The following is a 13,598-nucleotide window of genomic DNA, read 5'->3' as shown; positions in this document are numbered from 1 at the left end:
GGCGGAATGGCTCGGTCACGGATCGCTCCCGGAACGGAAGGCAGGTCGATCCGCCCGCTATCGGCTCCGGCGCCTGAACGCGCCATGAGCGGCGCGACCGGCCGACCGCGCCGCCGCTACCGGTCGTTCTCGGTGGTCAGGGCGCCGAGACGGGTTCCCTCGTCGGCGCCGCGGCGCTCGCTCAAATGGACCCCGGCATTCGGAGCGTCGGTGAACACGGCACCGGCGGTGGTCATCGCGCTCCGCAGAGCCTCGATCTGCCCGCTCGGCGGATCGCCGTAGCCGCCTTCAAAATCGCGCACCAGCTTCTCGTCGACGCCGACCTTGGCGGCGAGATCGGCTTCGGACCAGCCGAGCAGGCCCCGGGCCGCCCGCGACTGGGCCGGACTCATCGCCGGTCCGCTCGCGCCGCTCTGCGCGCCTTCGTCAGATCCGACCAACATCACCCTCCCGACCCGCGATGTCAGATAACGGCGCTCCCGCCCGATCGTTTCCAAACCCGTCGCGGGACCGCACGACCATAATTGTGCTGAATTCCTGTCGCATCCGCTGAGGCGCATGGATTCGGGGCGGCCTCCGCGCAGGGCCGGCATGCGCCGCGGCGCTGCATCCCCCGACCTGGGTTCTGAGCCGAGCACTGAGCGCGAGATGGGGACTGAACGATGAGAGGGGTGCTGATCGCGACCTTGGCCTGCGCCGTATTGGCCGCAGACCTGTCCGCGGCGACGCAGGCGCAGGCTCAGATGGGCGGGGCTCCGACCGGCTTCGGCCGCGGCAACCGCCGTCCCGGTGGTGAGGACGAGAAGAAGCCTCAGTACGTGCCGGGCGCAAAGGCCAGCGAGAAGATCTTCCCGCTCGACTCGACCTGGACGGCCGTGAGCCTCAACGGCAAGCCGTTCACGGGCGGCGACCGGCCCAGCTTCATCATCGACAAGCAGTATCGCGCCCGTGGCTACGGCGGCTGCAACACCTTCGCGGCCACCGCCTTCCCGCTCAAGGAGCAGCACATCGCGGTCGGCCCGCTCGCGCTGACGAAGAAGAGCTGCGACAAGGGGCTCGCCTCGGTCGAGCAGGCCTTCTTCGTCGCGCTGCGGACCGCGGCCGTGTGGGATCTGGTCGGCTCGCAGCTCGTCCTGAAGAGCCCGAACGGCGAACTCAAGTTCGACCGCGCCCTTTAAGGGCCGGTTCACCACGCCGCACGAAGGCGGCCGCGGATTCAGAAGGCTTTGACGGAGGTCGGGCCTCACTCCCCGGGTATCGGGGAGGCCGCGGATGCCAGTCGGGATCGGAATCGGGCGAGGGCAACCGTTGCGCCCCGGCGTGACGCGCTCGCTCCGGTTCACCGGGCCGGAGAGCTTCCATCCGGGAGCCCTCTGGCTCGCCGCCGCCGTCCCCGTGCTGGCGACGCTGCTCTTGGTCGTCCGCCTCGCGTCGTGACGCCTCCGGCGGGGCTTGGTGGAGCCCGCGTCGTTCTGCGTCCCGACGGGCGAGCGCCGATTCCTGCACGGCGCGGCCGCTGGCGAGGGGTTTGTTCCCGGACGCGGCGGGACCTGATCGCGGCCGCTCCGCCGCTCAGCCCCGGTTGCGCAGCACGATGGCTCCCGGCGTCGCCCGGCGGCAGGCGGACGGTACGACGCTCATGATCGCGGCGCTCGGGCAGCGAGCCCGGCACTTCTGCTCCGCGTCGATCTGATCTGCCCCGCAGCCGTCGGCGAAGCAGAAGGTGCCGAGATCCTCGCAGGTCGCCCGGAAGCCGCTGAATCCGGGTCGCGCCGCGTGCAGGTCCGCCGCCGCGGCCTGCGCCAGCAGGAGGCCCGAGAGGACCAGAACGCCCAGGGCACGCGGAGGGCAGATCGATACCGAGAGCCGCCGCATCCGCCTCAATCCGGTTGCCGCGGCCGTACCGGAGGACAGGGCCGGCGCGCCCGTCCGGGGGCGCGGTGACGCCTGTCGGGTCGTTTGCCGCTTCGCGTACGCTGTTAGCATTGGCAGGCTGCCGATGCCTGTGCCATTCCCGCGACAGGATCGTGCGATCCGATCCCGTCGCGGGGCCCGGAGCCGCCGGAAGCCCGCGCGCGCATGCCTACGGATGCGAGCCCACGGAAGCCAATCATGCCGCTCTACGCCCTCGACGAATACGTGCCGCAGCTTGCCGATCCCGACCGGGTCTGGATCGCGCCCGACGCGCAGGTGATCGGCCGCATCCATCTCGGCCTCGACGTCGGCATCTGGTTCGGTTCGGCCCTGCGCGGCGACAACGAGCCGATCCGGATCGGCGACAGGACGAACGTGCAGGAAGGCGTGATCATGCACGTCGATCCCGGTTTCCCCGTCAGCATCGGGTCGGACGTCACCGTGGGCCACGGGGCGATCGTCCACGGCTGCACGATCGGCGACGGCAGCCTGATCGGCATGGGCGCGACGGTGCTCAACGGCGCCGTGATCGGCCGCGGCTGTCTCGTCGGGGCCAACGCGCTGATCACGGAGGGCAAGACCTTCCCGGATCACAGCCTGATCGTCGGGGCGCCCGCGCGGGCGGTGCGCACTCTCGACGAGGAGGCGGTCGCGGGCTTGCGACAGGCCGCCCTGCGCTACGTCGAGAACGCCCGGCGCTACCGGGCCGGGCTGCGTCGGATCGACGGCTGAAGCGGAACGGCCGCCCCCGGGCGGGAGCGGCCGGGTCGCCTACTTCTTGGCCTTGGCCCGCTCGATCGCTTCCTCGATCAGCCGGTGAGCCTCCTCCTTGTCGCCCCAGCGGACGAACTTGACCCACTTGCCGGGCTCCAGATCCTTGTAGTGCTCGAAGAAGTGCTGGATCTGTTGGATGGTGATGTCGGGGAGGTCGGTGTAATTCTCCACGCGGTCGTAGCGCTTCGTCAGGTGGCGCGACGGCACCGCGATGACCTTCTCGTCCTCGCCCCCCTCGTCCTGCATCACCATCACGCCCACGGGGCGCGCGCTGATGATCGCCCCCGGCAGCACCGCGCGGGTGTTGGCCACCAGCACGTCGCAGGGATCGCCGTCGCCCGACAGGGTGTGGGGGATGAAGCCGTAATTGCCGGGATAGAACATCGGCGTGTACAGGAACCGGTCGACGACCAGCGCGCCGGACTCCTTGTCCATCTCGTACTTGATCGGTTCGCCGCCGAGCGGCACCTCCACGATCACGTTGACGTCGTGGGGCGGCTTCTTGCCGAGCGGAATGGCGTCGATCTTCATGGCGTATCGGTCCCGGAACGCGGTCAGCTCCGCTTCCAGGACCTCTTAGAGGCGCGGCCCGGCATTGCAAATCTGTCGACGTTGCGGCTCGGCAACGAGCGCTGGAAAACGTCAGCCGACGATTCAGCCGAAGATGTAGCCGACCTTCGGGAGCGCGATGCCCGCCAGGCGGTCGAGGGCCTGCGGGCCCGGCCGGCCTCCGAGGCCCTCGTAGAACGCGCCGGCGCGGTCGTTGTCCGCGAGGCTCCAGACGCCGAGCCGGGTCAGGCCATGGTCCGCGAGGTCGTTCCGCACGGCCCGGAACAGGCGCCGGCCGAGGCCGATGCCCTGGTACTCCGGCAGCAGGTACAGTTCGTCGATCTCGGCCTCGGTACCGAGAGCTCGGCTGCGGGCCCGGCCGTAGGACGCGTAGCCGACCAGCAGGTCGCCGGTCTCCACCACGGCCACGGGCCGCCCGCGGCGCAGGGCGCCGCGCCACCAAGCGCGGTCGCGGTCCGCGATCAGGCGTTCCAGGGCGACGCCCGGGATGATCCCGCGATAAGCCTCGCGCCACGCGGCATCGAACACCTTGGACAAGCCGCCGATGTCGGCCTCGCGGGCCCGGCGGATGCTCGTGGTGCGCGTGCTCATGGGCTTCGGGCCTCCCGTCGTCCGACCGGCGTACAACCCGTGCGGCCCGCCCAGGTTCGATGCCGATCCGGGCGGAGTGAAGGCAAGATCGGCGCCGCGTCCCCGCAGCCGCGAATTGCCGGCCTCCCGGACGGCTGGTAGAGCCCGCGCTCCTCCCCTTGGCAGCACCGCCGTGTTCAACCGCTTCCTCAAGCCCGAGACGCGCTACGCGCGGCGCATGGCGCGGATCGCCCGCTTCGAGCGGCCGATCGCGGGCCCCGGCGACCGGCTGAAGGCCTGGGCCAACATGCTGCTGATGGACCACGGCGTGTTCCGGCTGGTCTACCTCAACCGCCACCGGGTCGGCTCGGGCGCGCTCTGGCGATCGGCCCAGCCCGGTCCGCACCAGCTCGCCCGGTTCCGCGCCGAGGGCGTGCGGACGATTATCTCCCTGCGCGGCGGACGCGAGCACGGGTCCTGGCCGCTCCAGCGGGAGGCCTGCGAGCGCAACGGCCTGATCCTGAAGGAGTTCGTGCTGCGCTCCCGGGAGGCGCCGGACCGGGATACCATCCTGAGGGCCAAGGCGTTCTTCGACGGCATCGCGTATCCGGCGGTGATGCACTGCAAGTCGGGCGCCGACCGGGCCGGCCTCGCCTCGGCCCTGTACCTGATCCTGCACGAGGGCCGCCCGGTCGCCGAGGCCGCCCGGCAGCTCTCGGCCCGCTACGGCCATCTCCGCTTCGCCAAGACCGGCATCCTCGACGCGTTCTTCGTCCGCTACCGCGTCGAGGGCGAGGCCAAGGGGATCGACTTCCTGACCTGGGTCGAGACCCTTTACGACCCGGAGGCGCTCAAGCGCGACTTCCGGCCGGGCTTCTGGTCGGATCTGGCCGTCGACCGGCTGATGCGGCGGGAGTAGGCGGGGCCTACTCCGCCGCCGGACGCGCGGCCTCCCGGAACGGGTGGGCCGGGTAGGTGCCGATCACCCGCAGCTCGCGGGAGAAGAAGCCGAGCTCGTCGAGCGCGCGGGCGAGGCCGGGATCCTCCGGGTGGCCGTCCACCTCAGCGTAGAACTGCGTGGCCGTGAACTCACCGTCCATCATGTAGCTCTCGAGCTTCGACATGTTGACGCCGTTGGTCGCGAAGCCGCCGAGGGCCTTGTAGAGGGCCGCCGGGATGTTGCGGACGCGGAACACGAAGCTCGTCACGCAGGCCTGGGTCCCCTGGGCGACCGGCTCGGCCTCGGGGGAGAACACCACGAACCGGGTCGTGTTGTGCACCTCGTCCTCGACGTCGCGCTCCAGGATGTCGAGGCCGTAGACCTCGGCGGCGAGCGCGGGCGCCAGCGCGGCCCGGCTCGGGTCGCCGATCTCGGCGACCTCGCGGGCCGCCCCGGCGGTGTCGCCGGCCACCACGGCCTTCAGCCCCAGGCGGCGGATGATCCGGCGGCACTGGCCGAGCGCGTGGATGTGGCTGTGGACGCTGCGCAGAGCCTCGATCCCCGTGCCCGGCAGGACCATCAGCTGGAAGTGGATCGGCAGGAAGTGCTCGGCCACGATGTGCAGCGGCGAGAGCGGGATCAGGTGATGGATGTCGGCGACCCGGCCCGCGATGGAGTTCTCGATCGGGATCATCGCCCGCTGGGCCCGGCCCTCGGTGACCGCCGCGAAGGCGTCCTCGAAGGTCGCGCAGGGCAGCGGGGTCCAGTCCGGATAGGCCTCCGCGCAGATGATGTGCGAGTTGGCCCCGGGCTCACCCTGATAGGCGATCGTGCGGTCTGTCATGGCGGTCGGGTTTCGTCTGGGAGTCAGTTCAGGCGCCGGCCCTGGAGCAGGGCGCGGGCGCGCTCCAGGTCGGCGGGAGTGTCGACGCCCAGCGGCAGGTCGTCGACGATGACGGCGTCGATGCGCATGCCGGCTTCGAGCGCGCGGAGCTGCTCCAGCTTCTCCCGCACCTCCAACTCGCCCGGCGGCAGGGCGACGAACCGGCTCAGCGCGGTCCGCCGGTAGGCGTAGAGGCCGATATGATGCCAGAGCGGGCCATCGCCCCAGGGCGCGCGCGACCGGGTGAAGTAGAGCGCGCGCAGGCGCCCCGGGCCGACCGCGTGGCCCACGAGCTTGACCACGTTCGGGTTGTCCGCCTCGTGCGGATCGGTGATCGGCGCGCACAGGGTGACGATGTCGACGGTGCGGTCGGCCAGTGGCAGGACGGAGGCGCCGATGATCGCCGGATCGATGGTGGGCAGATCGCCCTGTACGTTGACCACCACGTCGTGCCGGCCCTCCGGATCGACGATCTCCAGCGCCTCGGCGAGGCGGTCGGAGCCGGACGGATGGTCGGCGCGGGTCATGACGGCGAGGCCGCCGACCGCCTCGACGGCCCGGGCGATCTCGTCCGTGTCGGTCGCCACGACGACCGGGCCGATGCCGGCCTCCACGGCGCGGCGCCAGACATGCACGATCATGGCCTCCCCGGCGATGTCGGCCAGGGGCTTACGGGGCAGGCGCGTCGCGGCGAGGCGGGCCGGGATCAAGACCAGGGGATCGGACATGGGACTTCAGGCCTGGGCACGCGAACCCGGCGGTCGCGCCAGGCGGCGGGCGGCTGCTTAACAGGCCCGCCCCCGGTTGTCGTCCCCCGGCCCCGGCCGGGTCGGACAGGCCGGATCGCGGGGCGGCCGGTGACAAGCTGGGCAATTCGGTGAAACAATCCTGCGCCTGAGCGACGCGGATGGCGCTCTCGGCATTGTCAGGAACCGCCGGGAACGGCTAAGGCAACCTCGAAATCTTCCAATGTCCGGCGTCCGAGTCTGCTGGCCCGTGTCAGGCGCGCGTCGGGCCCGGCCGAGTCGTGAGAAGAGCATGAACTCATTCGAGGTGAACAAGGTCCTGGGTGCCGTCCTCGGCGCCCTGCTGTTCGCGGCTGGATCGGGGTTCGTGGCCGAATTGATCTACCACCCGCGACCGGCGGGCAAAGCCGGCTACGACCTGCCCGAGCCGGAGCCCCAGGCCGCCGCCGCGGCGCCGGAGGCCAAGGTCGAGCCGATCGCGGTCCGCCTCGCCAGCGCCAACGCCGAGAAGGGCGAGGCCGGCACCAAGGCCTGCCACGCCTGCCACGCCTTCGAGAAGGGCGGCCCCAACAAGGTGGGCCCGGATCTCTACGGCGTCGTGGAGCGTCCGAAGGGCGGCCATGCGGGCTTCGAGTACTCGGCGGCCCTGAAGGAGAAGGGCGGCGCCTGGACCTACGAGGATCTGGACGCGTTCCTCACCAACCCGAAGGGCTACGTGAAGGGCACCAAGATGGCCTTCGCGGGCATCGCCTCGCCGCAGGAGCGCGCCAACGTCATCGCCTACCTGCGCTCGAACGCGGATGATCCCAAGCCGCTGCCCGCCGTCGAGAAGGGCGACGCGCCCGCCGCCACGCCCGCGGCGGCCAAGCCTGAGGACAAGCCCGCGGCTGCCCCCGAGAAGCCCGCCGCTGAGAAGCCGACCGCCGACAAGCCTGCGGCGTCGAAGCCGTCGGAGGGCAAGGACAGCCCCGCCAAGCCTGCCGATACCAGCACCGCCAAGCCCGTCGAGGAGAAGTCCCCCGGCAGCCCGCGGGCGCCCAGCGAGTCGAGCGACCGCAACGCGCCGACGCCGCCGGCCAACGCCCATGACGGCGACCAGCAGGGCACGCCGTCGAGCGTGATCCCCGCGGAGCCGACCGCGCCGTCGGCCCCGGCCGCCAAGGAGCCTGCGGCCAAGGCCAATCCGGAGGCCGTCGACCGGGCGAAGGATCTCGAGGTCGGTGTTCCGACCAAGGATCTGAACGCGCCGCTGCCGACCCCGAAGGAGTAGTCCGAACGGGCGAAGGAGCCCGCCGTCCCGCGAACGCCCCGGGGTGGGTGCGCCCCGGCGGCATGGCTCTGGGCCCGGCCTTTGCCTAAGAGCGGCCGTGACCCGTCGTCCGTCGGGGTCGAGGAACCGCGAAGGAAGGCTCTTGCCAGAGCGAAGTCGCGAAGCGGGCGAGCGCCGGGCGCCCCTGCCGCTTCTGGTCGCCGTCACCATGACGGGCACGGTCGCCCTGCACATCTTCGTGCCGGCGCTCGCCGCCGTTGCGGCCGACCTGGGGACCAACGCGGCGGGCGCGCAACTCACCATCACCGTCTACCTCGTCGGCCTCGCGGGCGGGCAGCTCCTCTACGGCCCGCTCTCGGACCGCTACGGTCGGCGCCCGATCCTGATTGGCGGCCTCGGCCTCTACCTCGCCGGCCTGCTGCTCGCGATCCCCGCGCCGAACGTCGGCGTGCTGCTGGTCGCCCGCGTCCTGCAGTCGCTCGGCGCCTGCGGCTCGCTGGTGATCGGCCGGGCCATGGTGCGCGACGTCTCCACCCGCGAGGACGCGGCCCGGAAGCTCGCGATCCTGACCACCGCGATGACGCTCACGCCGGCCCTGGCGCCCGCGATCGGCGGCGTGGTGAACGAGGCCTTCGGCTGGCGCGCCGTCTTCGTGGTGCTCGCCGCCCTCGTCGCCGTGCTGGGCGCCCTGGTGGTGTTCACGCTGCCCGAGACCAACCGGCACAAGGTGGCGCTGCCGGGCGTCGTGGCGGTGCTGGCGGGCTATCTCCGGCTGGTGCGGGTTCCGGTGTTCCGCGCCTATCTGGTGGCGGGGGCCTGCGGCGGAACCAGCCTTTACGCCTTCCTGGCGGTGGCGCCGTTCCTGCTCGTGGACCGGCTCGGCCGCTCCTCGCAGGAGGTGGGGTTCGATTGCCTGATCGTGGTGTTCGGCATGGTCGGCGGCGCGGTGCTGGCGAGCCGGCTGGCCGCGCGGGTGCCGATCCGCAGGGCGGCGCGGAGCGGCAACCTCCTCTGCATCGCGGCCGCGCTGGCGCTGCTGGTGGTAGACCGGACCGGGATGCTCGGCGTCGTCAGCCTGATCGTGCCGCTCTTCGCCTACGCGGTGGGCGTCGGCCTGCTCAGCCCCAACGCGGTGGCCGGCCTGATGAACGTCGATCCCCACGCGGCGGGCTCCGCCTCCAGCCTCTACGGCTTCACGCAGATGACCTTCGGGGCGGTGTTCACCGCCGCCGCCTCCGCGTGGCCCGCGACCTCGGCCACGCCCGTGGCGCTGGCGCTGCTCGCGGCCGGGCTGATCGCCGCGCTGGCCCTGCGTCGGGCATGATCATCCGGCGCGCACCGCCTCGACGAGGCCGGCCGCGCCCGCACCGAAGCCGGGGCTGAGTTCCAGCCACAGGAGCCGCGCGGGATCGACCGGGCCCGGCAGGCTCAGGCGCCCGGGCGGCACGACGGTGAAGCCGAACCGTGCGTAATAGGGTGCGTCCCCCACGAGGATGACCAGCCCGTCGCCAGCCTGCCGCGCCGCCTCGATCGCCGCGCGAGTCAGGGTGCCGCCGATGCCGCGGCCCTCGAAGCTCGGATCGACCGCCAGGGGCCCCAGCATCACGAAGGGCGTGGCCCCGGTCCGCACCGGACCCATCCGCACCGAGCCGACCAGAAAGCTGCCCACCGAGGCGGTGACGCCGAGATCCATCCGCTCGTCCGCCCCCTCGCGCAGGCGATAGGCGGTGCGGGCGAAGCGCCCGGGGCCGAAGGCGCGGGCCTGGAGGCGCTCGATGGCGGGGGCATCCTCCGGCCGCTCGGGCCGGATGACGAGGGACAAAGCGGTCACGGGGGTTCAGGGGATGATGCCGATCGGACCGGCGCCGCGTAGCAGCGTCGGCCCCGACCCGCAAACCACGGCGCTACTCCGCCGCCGCGAGCCCGGGTCGCGCGCCGCCCTGCGTCAGCTTCAGGAAGCCGACGGCCGAGAGCCAGATCACCGCCCCGCAGGCGGAGGCGACGCCGAGGACCAGAGCGAACCCGCCCCGATCGTGGAGCAGCGCGATGGCCGGCACCACGAAGCCGCTCGCCGTGAAGCCCACGAAGTAGCGCACGCTGTACGCCCGGGCCCGATAGGCGGGCGGCACGTAGCGGGCGATCATCGCGTCGTTGATCACCACCTGTCCGTAGATCGCCGTCATGGCGAGCACGAGCCCGGCCAGCAGCGGCAGGCCGGTGGAGAGGGCGGCGATCCCCAGGCCCAGCGGCTGCAGCACCGAGAGCGCCACGAACAGCGACGGCAGGCTGTAGCGGTCGATCAGGCGGCCCATGGCGAGCTGCATCAGGGCGCCGAACAGGAACACCCCGGTGGTGAGGGAGCCGATGAGCGCCAGCGGCAGGGCGTGGCCGATGCCCTCGTCGATCACCTTAGGCAGGCTGATCGTGGTCAGGTTGAAGGTCAGGCCGCCCGCGAAGATCGACAGGCCGAACATCGCCATCAGCGCCCAGGGACGGGTCACCGGGATCACGGCCGCGCCGCCGGCCTTCTTGGCCGAAGCCTCGCCGTCGTCCGGCACCATCGCCACGAAGGCGGCCCCGCAGGCGAGGCAGACGAGGCCCGGCACCACGAAGGCCGCGCGCCACCCGGCGGTCGCCGCGAGCAACGCCGTGATACCGGACGCCGAGGCCGCGCCGAAATTGCCCCAGACCCCGTTGATGCCGAGATCACGGCCGAGCCGGCGGGCATGGGTCACCAGCATGGCCGAGCCGACCGGGTGGTAGATCGCCGAGGCGAGCCCGAGCACGCAGAGCCAGACGGCGAATCCCAGCGGCGTCGAGGCGCTCGCCACGCCGAGGCAGGACAGGCCGTAGCCGAAGAAGAACAGGGCCAGCATGTTGCGCCGCCCGAACCGGTCGGCGAGCGAGCCCATCGGCAGCGAGCACAGGCCGAAGGCTACGAAGGCGCCGGTGGCGAGCCCGATCAGCTCGCCGTAGCCCAGGCCCGTCTGCACCGCGATGGCGATGACCGCGGTCGGGTAGATCAGCAGTACGAAATGGTCGAGGGCGTGCGCGACGTTGACGAAGCGCAGGGTACGGCGGGACAGCGTGTCCGAATCCATCGCGGCGTATCCTCCGGGATCGGACCCTGATAGCCTGACCCGATGGAGGTGTCGGGCCGGATATGAATGCGAACGGGCCAATCTCCCCGGGCCTGGCGCGTCCCGACGGGCGTTCCACGAATGCCGCCGACTATCAGGACGTGCCCCGCGCCGTCGCGGTGATGCCGAAGGCCTACGCGGCCGGGATGAGGCTCGACCGGCATTTCCATCCGCGGGCGCAACTCCTCTACGCCACCACCGGCCTGATGATGGCGTCCGCCGAGGACGGGACCTGGGTCGTGCCCGAGGGCCACGCCCTCTGGATCCCGCCGCGCCTGCCCCACGCGGTGGCGACGCACGGCGCTGTGGCGATGTGCTCGGCCTACCTCGACCCCGATACCGTCGCGGACTTCCCGACGGGCTGCCGGGTCATCGCGGTGTCGCCGCTGCTCGCCGCCGCGCTGGCCGCGCTGGCGGAAGAGCCGGTGCTGTACGATCAGGACGGCCGCGGCGGCCATCTCGCCGCCCTCGTGCTCGACGAGATCGGCCGCGCCCCCGCGACGCCTCTGACCCTGCCGCTGCCGCGCGACCCGCGCCTGCGCCGGGTCTGCCTGGGGATTATCGAGGATCCGGCCCAGGCGTCGGATCTCGATGCCTGGGCCGACCGCGCCGGGGCGAGCCGGCGGACCCTGACGCGTGGTTTCCGCGCGGAGACGGGCCTGAGCTTCGGCGATTGGCGGGCCCGGGCCCGGGTGATCCGGGCGCTGGCCCTGGCGGCCGAGGGCCGGCCGCCGCGGGCGGTCGCGGCGGCCGTCGGGTATCGGAGCGCGCAGGCCCTGCGGACGACCGTGGCGCGGGTGCTCGGTCCGGAGCGCCCGCCCCGTGGCGACGGGGCCGCGTGAGCGCCGTCTAGGCCGCTTGGCGGGGTTCCTCGACGAGGTCGTCAGCCGGCCCGAAGAACTCGAACTTCACCCGCTCGGTCGGGACGCCGTGGCGCGCCAGCCCGGTGACGAGATCCCGCAGGAACGGCTTGGGACCGCAGAGGTAGTAGGTCGCGCGGTCGTGCGGCGTGTTCTGCACCAGCCAGTCCGCCGTGATCAGGCCCTGAACGTCGTAATCCTCGCCGTGCCGATCCGCGGGTTCGGGCGCCGCGTAGAAGGTCGCGAGCTTCGTGTTGCCGGCCCGCGTCGCGAGCGTCCGGGCGTGATCGCGCAGGGCGTGCACGCGGCCGAACAGGGCCCCGTGGACGTACCAGGTCGGCCGGTCCGGGCTGGCCGTCGCGATCGTCTCCAGCATGCTCATCATCGGTGTCAGCCCGACGCCGCCGCTGACCAGCACCACGGGTTCGTCGCTCTGCCCGTCGAGGGCGAAGTCGCCCGCGGGCGCGGCCACCTTCAACACGGTGCCGGGCCGGGCGTGGTCGTGCAGCCAGTTCGAGGCGATTCCGGCCGGGCGACCCGGCGCGACCTCGCGCTTGACGGTGATGCGGTAGGCCCGGTCGCTCGGCGCGCAGGAGATCGAGTAGTTCCGCTTCAGCACGCCGCGGCCCGGCAGATCCAGGAGAAAGCCGAGATACTGTCCCGGCCGATGCCGCAGCACCGGACCGCCATCGGCGGGAACCAGGACGAAGGAGCGGATCGTCTCGCTCTCCAGCGCGACGCTCTCGACCACGAAGTCGCGCCAGCCGTTCCAGCCGCCGGGCTTGCCGGCGTGGTCGCGGTAGATCGCGGCCTCCCGGCCGATCAGCAGCTCCGCCAGGAACCAGTAGGCCTCCCCCCAGGCGGTGGCGATCTCGGGCGTGGCGGCCTCGCCGAGCACGTCCCCGATCGCGCCGAGCAGGGCGTCGGCCACGAAGGGATAGTGCTCCGGCAGGATGTTCAGCGCGACGTGCTTCTGCGCGATCCGTTCCACCGCGCCCGCCAGGACACTCAGATTGTCGATGTTGCGGGCGTAGGCGAGCACGGCCTGGGCCAGGGCCTTCGGCTGCGAACCGGTCTCGCCGTGGTGGGACTGGTTGAAGAGGTCGCGCATCGCCGGATCCGCGAAGAGGCGCTCGTACATGCGCTTCGTGATGGTGAGGCCGTGGGCCTCCAGGGCCGGTACGGTGGCCTTGATGAGGCTGATGGTGGCGGGGGACAGCGGAGCGGGCATGTCACAGCTCTAAAGGTGTATCTGACATGCATCTTTTAGCGCGGCCCTCGAAAAGGTGCAAGCGGAATACATCTTATGGATACGACATCTGTCACCGGGTCGACGGTGGTGCCCGCCATCCTCACGGCTTACGGATCGAACCCGTGGCGCACGGTGCATCCCCCGGCAGGGATCGGCTTCTGGAGTTGAGATGCGTCTGACCCGCTATACGGACTACGCTCTGCGCACCCTGATCTACGTCGGCCTCCATGAGCCCGAGCAGAGCTCGATCGCCGCGATCGCGCGCGCCTATGGCATCTCGGAGAACCACCTGAACAAGGTGGTCCATCAACTGGGCCGGCTCGGCCTGATCCGGACGATCCGCGGGCGGGGCGGCGGACTCCGGCTGGCGCTGCCGCCGGGGGAGATCGTCGTCGGGGCGGTGGTGCGTCAGACCGAGGACGATCTGGCACTGGTCGAGTGCTTCGGCGGCGGCGCCTGCGCGATCACGGCCCCGTGCCGGCTCCGGCGGGTGCTGGGCGAGGCCCTGGCTGCGTTCCTCGCGGTCCTCGACCGCTACACCCTGGCGGATCTCCTCGGCGCGCCGGACGGGGAGGCGATCGCGGCGCTGCTGGGCTTGGCCGGACCGACGCACGGCGAGCCGCCCACGCCGGACGGCGCCCTGCGCCTGCCGGACCGCTGACGACCCGCACCCCTTGGG

Annotated in this window: 17 protein-coding genes; 8 read left to right on the top strand and 9 right to left on the bottom strand. The window is 71.8% G+C overall.

Features of this window, described 5'->3' with window-relative positions; all coding sequences use genetic code 11:
• Nucleotides 1-116: 116 nt before the first annotated feature.
• Nucleotides 117-392 (bottom strand): helix-turn-helix domain-containing protein, encoded by a 276-nt coding sequence (locus tag MFF58_RS09070; RefSeq protein ID WP_308445430.1) that lies wholly within the window; start codon nucleotides 390-392, stop codon nucleotides 117-119.
• Between the two features lie 270 nt (nucleotides 393-662).
• Between MFF58_RS09070 and MFF58_RS09065 the strand changes: the two genes are divergently transcribed.
• Both MFF58_RS09065 and MFF58_RS09060 read left to right on the top strand, forming a co-directional pair.
• Nucleotides 663-1,178, top strand: coding sequence for an META domain-containing protein (locus MFF58_RS09065; RefSeq protein WP_238286760.1), 516 nt, complete (start codon nucleotides 663-665; stop codon nucleotides 1,176-1,178).
• A gap of 94 nt (nucleotides 1,179-1,272) precedes the next feature.
• Complete coding sequence (locus MFF58_RS09060) at nucleotides 1,273-1,437, top strand: hypothetical protein (RefSeq protein WP_238286758.1); 165 nt, start codon at nucleotides 1,273-1,275, stop codon at nucleotides 1,435-1,437.
• Nucleotides 1,438-1,572: 135 nt separating this feature from the next.
• Here MFF58_RS09060 and MFF58_RS09055 read toward each other — a convergent pair whose 3' ends face one another.
• Nucleotides 1,573-1,875 carry a hypothetical protein gene (locus tag MFF58_RS09055; protein ID WP_238286755.1) on the bottom strand — a complete coding sequence of 101 codons (303 nt, stop codon included), beginning with the start codon at nucleotides 1,873-1,875 and terminating at the stop codon, nucleotides 1,573-1,575.
• 237 nt (nucleotides 1,876-2,112) lie between these two features.
• Between MFF58_RS09055 and MFF58_RS09050 the strand changes: the two genes are divergently transcribed.
• Complete coding sequence (locus tag MFF58_RS09050; RefSeq protein ID WP_238286754.1) at nucleotides 2,113-2,646, top strand: gamma carbonic anhydrase family protein; 534 nt, start codon at nucleotides 2,113-2,115, stop codon at nucleotides 2,644-2,646.
• A 39-nt stretch (nucleotides 2,647-2,685) separates the two neighbouring features.
• Here MFF58_RS09050 and ppa read toward each other — a convergent pair whose 3' ends face one another.
• Entirely contained in the window at nucleotides 2,686-3,219 is a 534-nt protein-coding gene (gene ppa / locus MFF58_RS09045) for an inorganic diphosphatase (RefSeq protein WP_238286752.1), read from the bottom strand.
• 123 nt (nucleotides 3,220-3,342) lie between these two features.
• Entirely contained in the window at nucleotides 3,343-3,849 is a 507-nt protein-coding gene (locus tag MFF58_RS09040) for a GNAT family N-acetyltransferase (RefSeq protein ID WP_238286751.1), read from the bottom strand.
• A 172-nt stretch (nucleotides 3,850-4,021) separates the two neighbouring features.
• On the opposite strand from MFF58_RS09040, the gene MFF58_RS09035 reads away from it, so the two are divergent.
• On the top strand, nucleotides 4,022-4,747 hold the full coding sequence (locus tag MFF58_RS09035) for a tyrosine-protein phosphatase (protein WP_238286750.1): 726 nt from the start codon (nucleotides 4,022-4,024) through the stop codon (nucleotides 4,745-4,747).
• Nucleotides 4,748-4,754: 7 nt separating this feature from the next.
• On the opposite strand, the gene MFF58_RS09030 is transcribed toward MFF58_RS09035, so the two are convergent.
• The gene (locus MFF58_RS09030; protein ID WP_238286749.1) at nucleotides 4,755-5,612 is read right to left on the bottom strand and encodes a prephenate dehydratase; all 858 of its coding nucleotides are present in this window, start codon (nucleotides 5,610-5,612) and stop codon (nucleotides 4,755-4,757) included.
• Nucleotides 5,613-5,635: 23 nt separating this feature from the next.
• Nucleotides 5,636-6,379 carry a 3-deoxy-manno-octulosonate cytidylyltransferase gene (locus MFF58_RS09025; RefSeq protein WP_238286748.1) on the bottom strand — a complete coding sequence of 248 codons (744 nt, stop codon included), beginning with the start codon at nucleotides 6,377-6,379 and terminating at the stop codon, nucleotides 5,636-5,638.
• 310 nt (nucleotides 6,380-6,689) lie between these two features.
• Between MFF58_RS09025 and MFF58_RS09020 the strand changes: the two genes are divergently transcribed.
• Both MFF58_RS09020 and MFF58_RS09015 read left to right on the top strand, forming a co-directional pair.
• Nucleotides 6,690-7,667, top strand: coding sequence for a c-type cytochrome (locus tag MFF58_RS09020; protein WP_238286747.1), 978 nt, complete (start codon nucleotides 6,690-6,692; stop codon nucleotides 7,665-7,667).
• 142 nt (nucleotides 7,668-7,809) lie between these two features.
• Nucleotides 7,810-8,991 (top strand): multidrug effflux MFS transporter, encoded by a 1,182-nt coding sequence (locus MFF58_RS09015; protein WP_238286746.1) that lies wholly within the window; start codon nucleotides 7,810-7,812, stop codon nucleotides 8,989-8,991.
• Here MFF58_RS09015 and MFF58_RS09010 read toward each other — a convergent pair whose 3' ends face one another.
• Both MFF58_RS09010 and MFF58_RS09005 read right to left on the bottom strand, forming a co-directional pair.
• Entirely contained in the window at nucleotides 8,992-9,498 is a 507-nt protein-coding gene (locus MFF58_RS09010) for a GNAT family N-acetyltransferase (protein WP_238286745.1), read from the bottom strand.
• Between the two features lie 73 nt (nucleotides 9,499-9,571).
• Entirely contained in the window at nucleotides 9,572-10,768 is a 1,197-nt protein-coding gene (locus tag MFF58_RS09005; RefSeq protein WP_238286744.1) for an MFS transporter, read from the bottom strand.
• 62 nt (nucleotides 10,769-10,830) lie between these two features.
• On the opposite strand from MFF58_RS09005, the gene MFF58_RS09000 reads away from it, so the two are divergent.
• Nucleotides 10,831-11,649, top strand: a complete 819-nt coding sequence (locus tag MFF58_RS09000) for an AraC family transcriptional regulator (protein ID WP_238286743.1) — start codon at nucleotides 10,831-10,833, stop codon at nucleotides 11,647-11,649.
• Nucleotides 11,650-11,656: 7 nt separating this feature from the next.
• Here the strand turns inward: MFF58_RS09000 and hmpA are convergent, their stop codons facing one another.
• Nucleotides 11,657-12,898, bottom strand: coding sequence for an NO-inducible flavohemoprotein (hmpA, locus tag MFF58_RS08995; protein WP_238286742.1), 1,242 nt, complete (start codon nucleotides 12,896-12,898; stop codon nucleotides 11,657-11,659).
• A gap of 190 nt (nucleotides 12,899-13,088) precedes the next feature.
• Between hmpA and MFF58_RS08990 the strand changes: the two genes are divergently transcribed.
• Complete coding sequence (locus tag MFF58_RS08990) at nucleotides 13,089-13,580, top strand: Rrf2 family transcriptional regulator (RefSeq protein ID WP_238286741.1); 492 nt, start codon at nucleotides 13,089-13,091, stop codon at nucleotides 13,578-13,580.
• Nucleotides 13,581-13,598: the final 18 nt, after the last annotated feature.

This window comes from Methylobacterium longum (genome assembly GCF_022179385.1).
GTDB lineage: Bacteria > Pseudomonadota > Alphaproteobacteria > Rhizobiales > Beijerinckiaceae > Methylobacterium > Methylobacterium longum.
The sequence above is the reverse complement of the archived record's forward strand: the minus strand, read 5'-3'. Positions and strand labels throughout refer to the sequence as shown.

Excerpts from the sequence above, each read along its gene's own strand:
- MFF58_RS09005 (WP_238286744.1), bottom strand. The coding sequence starts at position 10,768 with ATGGATTCGGACACGCTGTCCCGCCGTACCCTGCGCTTCGTCAACGTC.
- MFF58_RS09050 (WP_238286754.1), top strand. The coding sequence starts at position 2,113 with ATGCCGCTCTACGCCCTCGACGAATACGTGCCGCAGCTTGCCGATCCC.
- MFF58_RS09020 (WP_238286747.1), top strand. The coding sequence starts at position 6,690 with ATGAACTCATTCGAGGTGAACAAGGTCCTGGGTGCCGTCCTCGGCGCC.
- ppa (WP_238286752.1), bottom strand. The coding sequence starts at position 3,219 with ATGAAGATCGACGCCATTCCGCTCGGCAAGAAGCCGCCCCACGACGTC.
- MFF58_RS09060 (WP_238286758.1), top strand. The coding sequence starts at position 1,273 with ATGCCAGTCGGGATCGGAATCGGGCGAGGGCAACCGTTGCGCCCCGGC.
- MFF58_RS09000 (WP_238286743.1), top strand. The coding sequence starts at position 10,831 with ATGAATGCGAACGGGCCAATCTCCCCGGGCCTGGCGCGTCCCGACGGG.
- hmpA (WP_238286742.1), bottom strand. The coding sequence starts at position 12,898 with ATGCCCGCTCCGCTGTCCCCCGCCACCATCAGCCTCATCAAGGCCACC.
- MFF58_RS08990 (WP_238286741.1), top strand. The coding sequence starts at position 13,089 with ATGCGTCTGACCCGCTATACGGACTACGCTCTGCGCACCCTGATCTAC.
- MFF58_RS09070 (WP_308445430.1), bottom strand. The coding sequence starts at position 392 with ATGAGTCCGGCCCAGTCGCGGGCGGCCCGGGGCCTGCTCGGCTGGTCC.
- MFF58_RS09030 (WP_238286749.1), bottom strand. The coding sequence starts at position 5,612 with ATGACAGACCGCACGATCGCCTATCAGGGTGAGCCCGGGGCCAACTCG.
- MFF58_RS09025 (WP_238286748.1), bottom strand. The coding sequence starts at position 6,379 with ATGTCCGATCCCCTGGTCTTGATCCCGGCCCGCCTCGCCGCGACGCGC.
- MFF58_RS09065 (WP_238286760.1), top strand. The coding sequence starts at position 663 with ATGAGAGGGGTGCTGATCGCGACCTTGGCCTGCGCCGTATTGGCCGCA.
- MFF58_RS09040 (WP_238286751.1), bottom strand. The coding sequence starts at position 3,849 with ATGAGCACGCGCACCACGAGCATCCGCCGGGCCCGCGAGGCCGACATC.
- MFF58_RS09055 (WP_238286755.1), bottom strand. The coding sequence starts at position 1,875 with ATGCGGCGGCTCTCGGTATCGATCTGCCCTCCGCGTGCCCTGGGCGTT.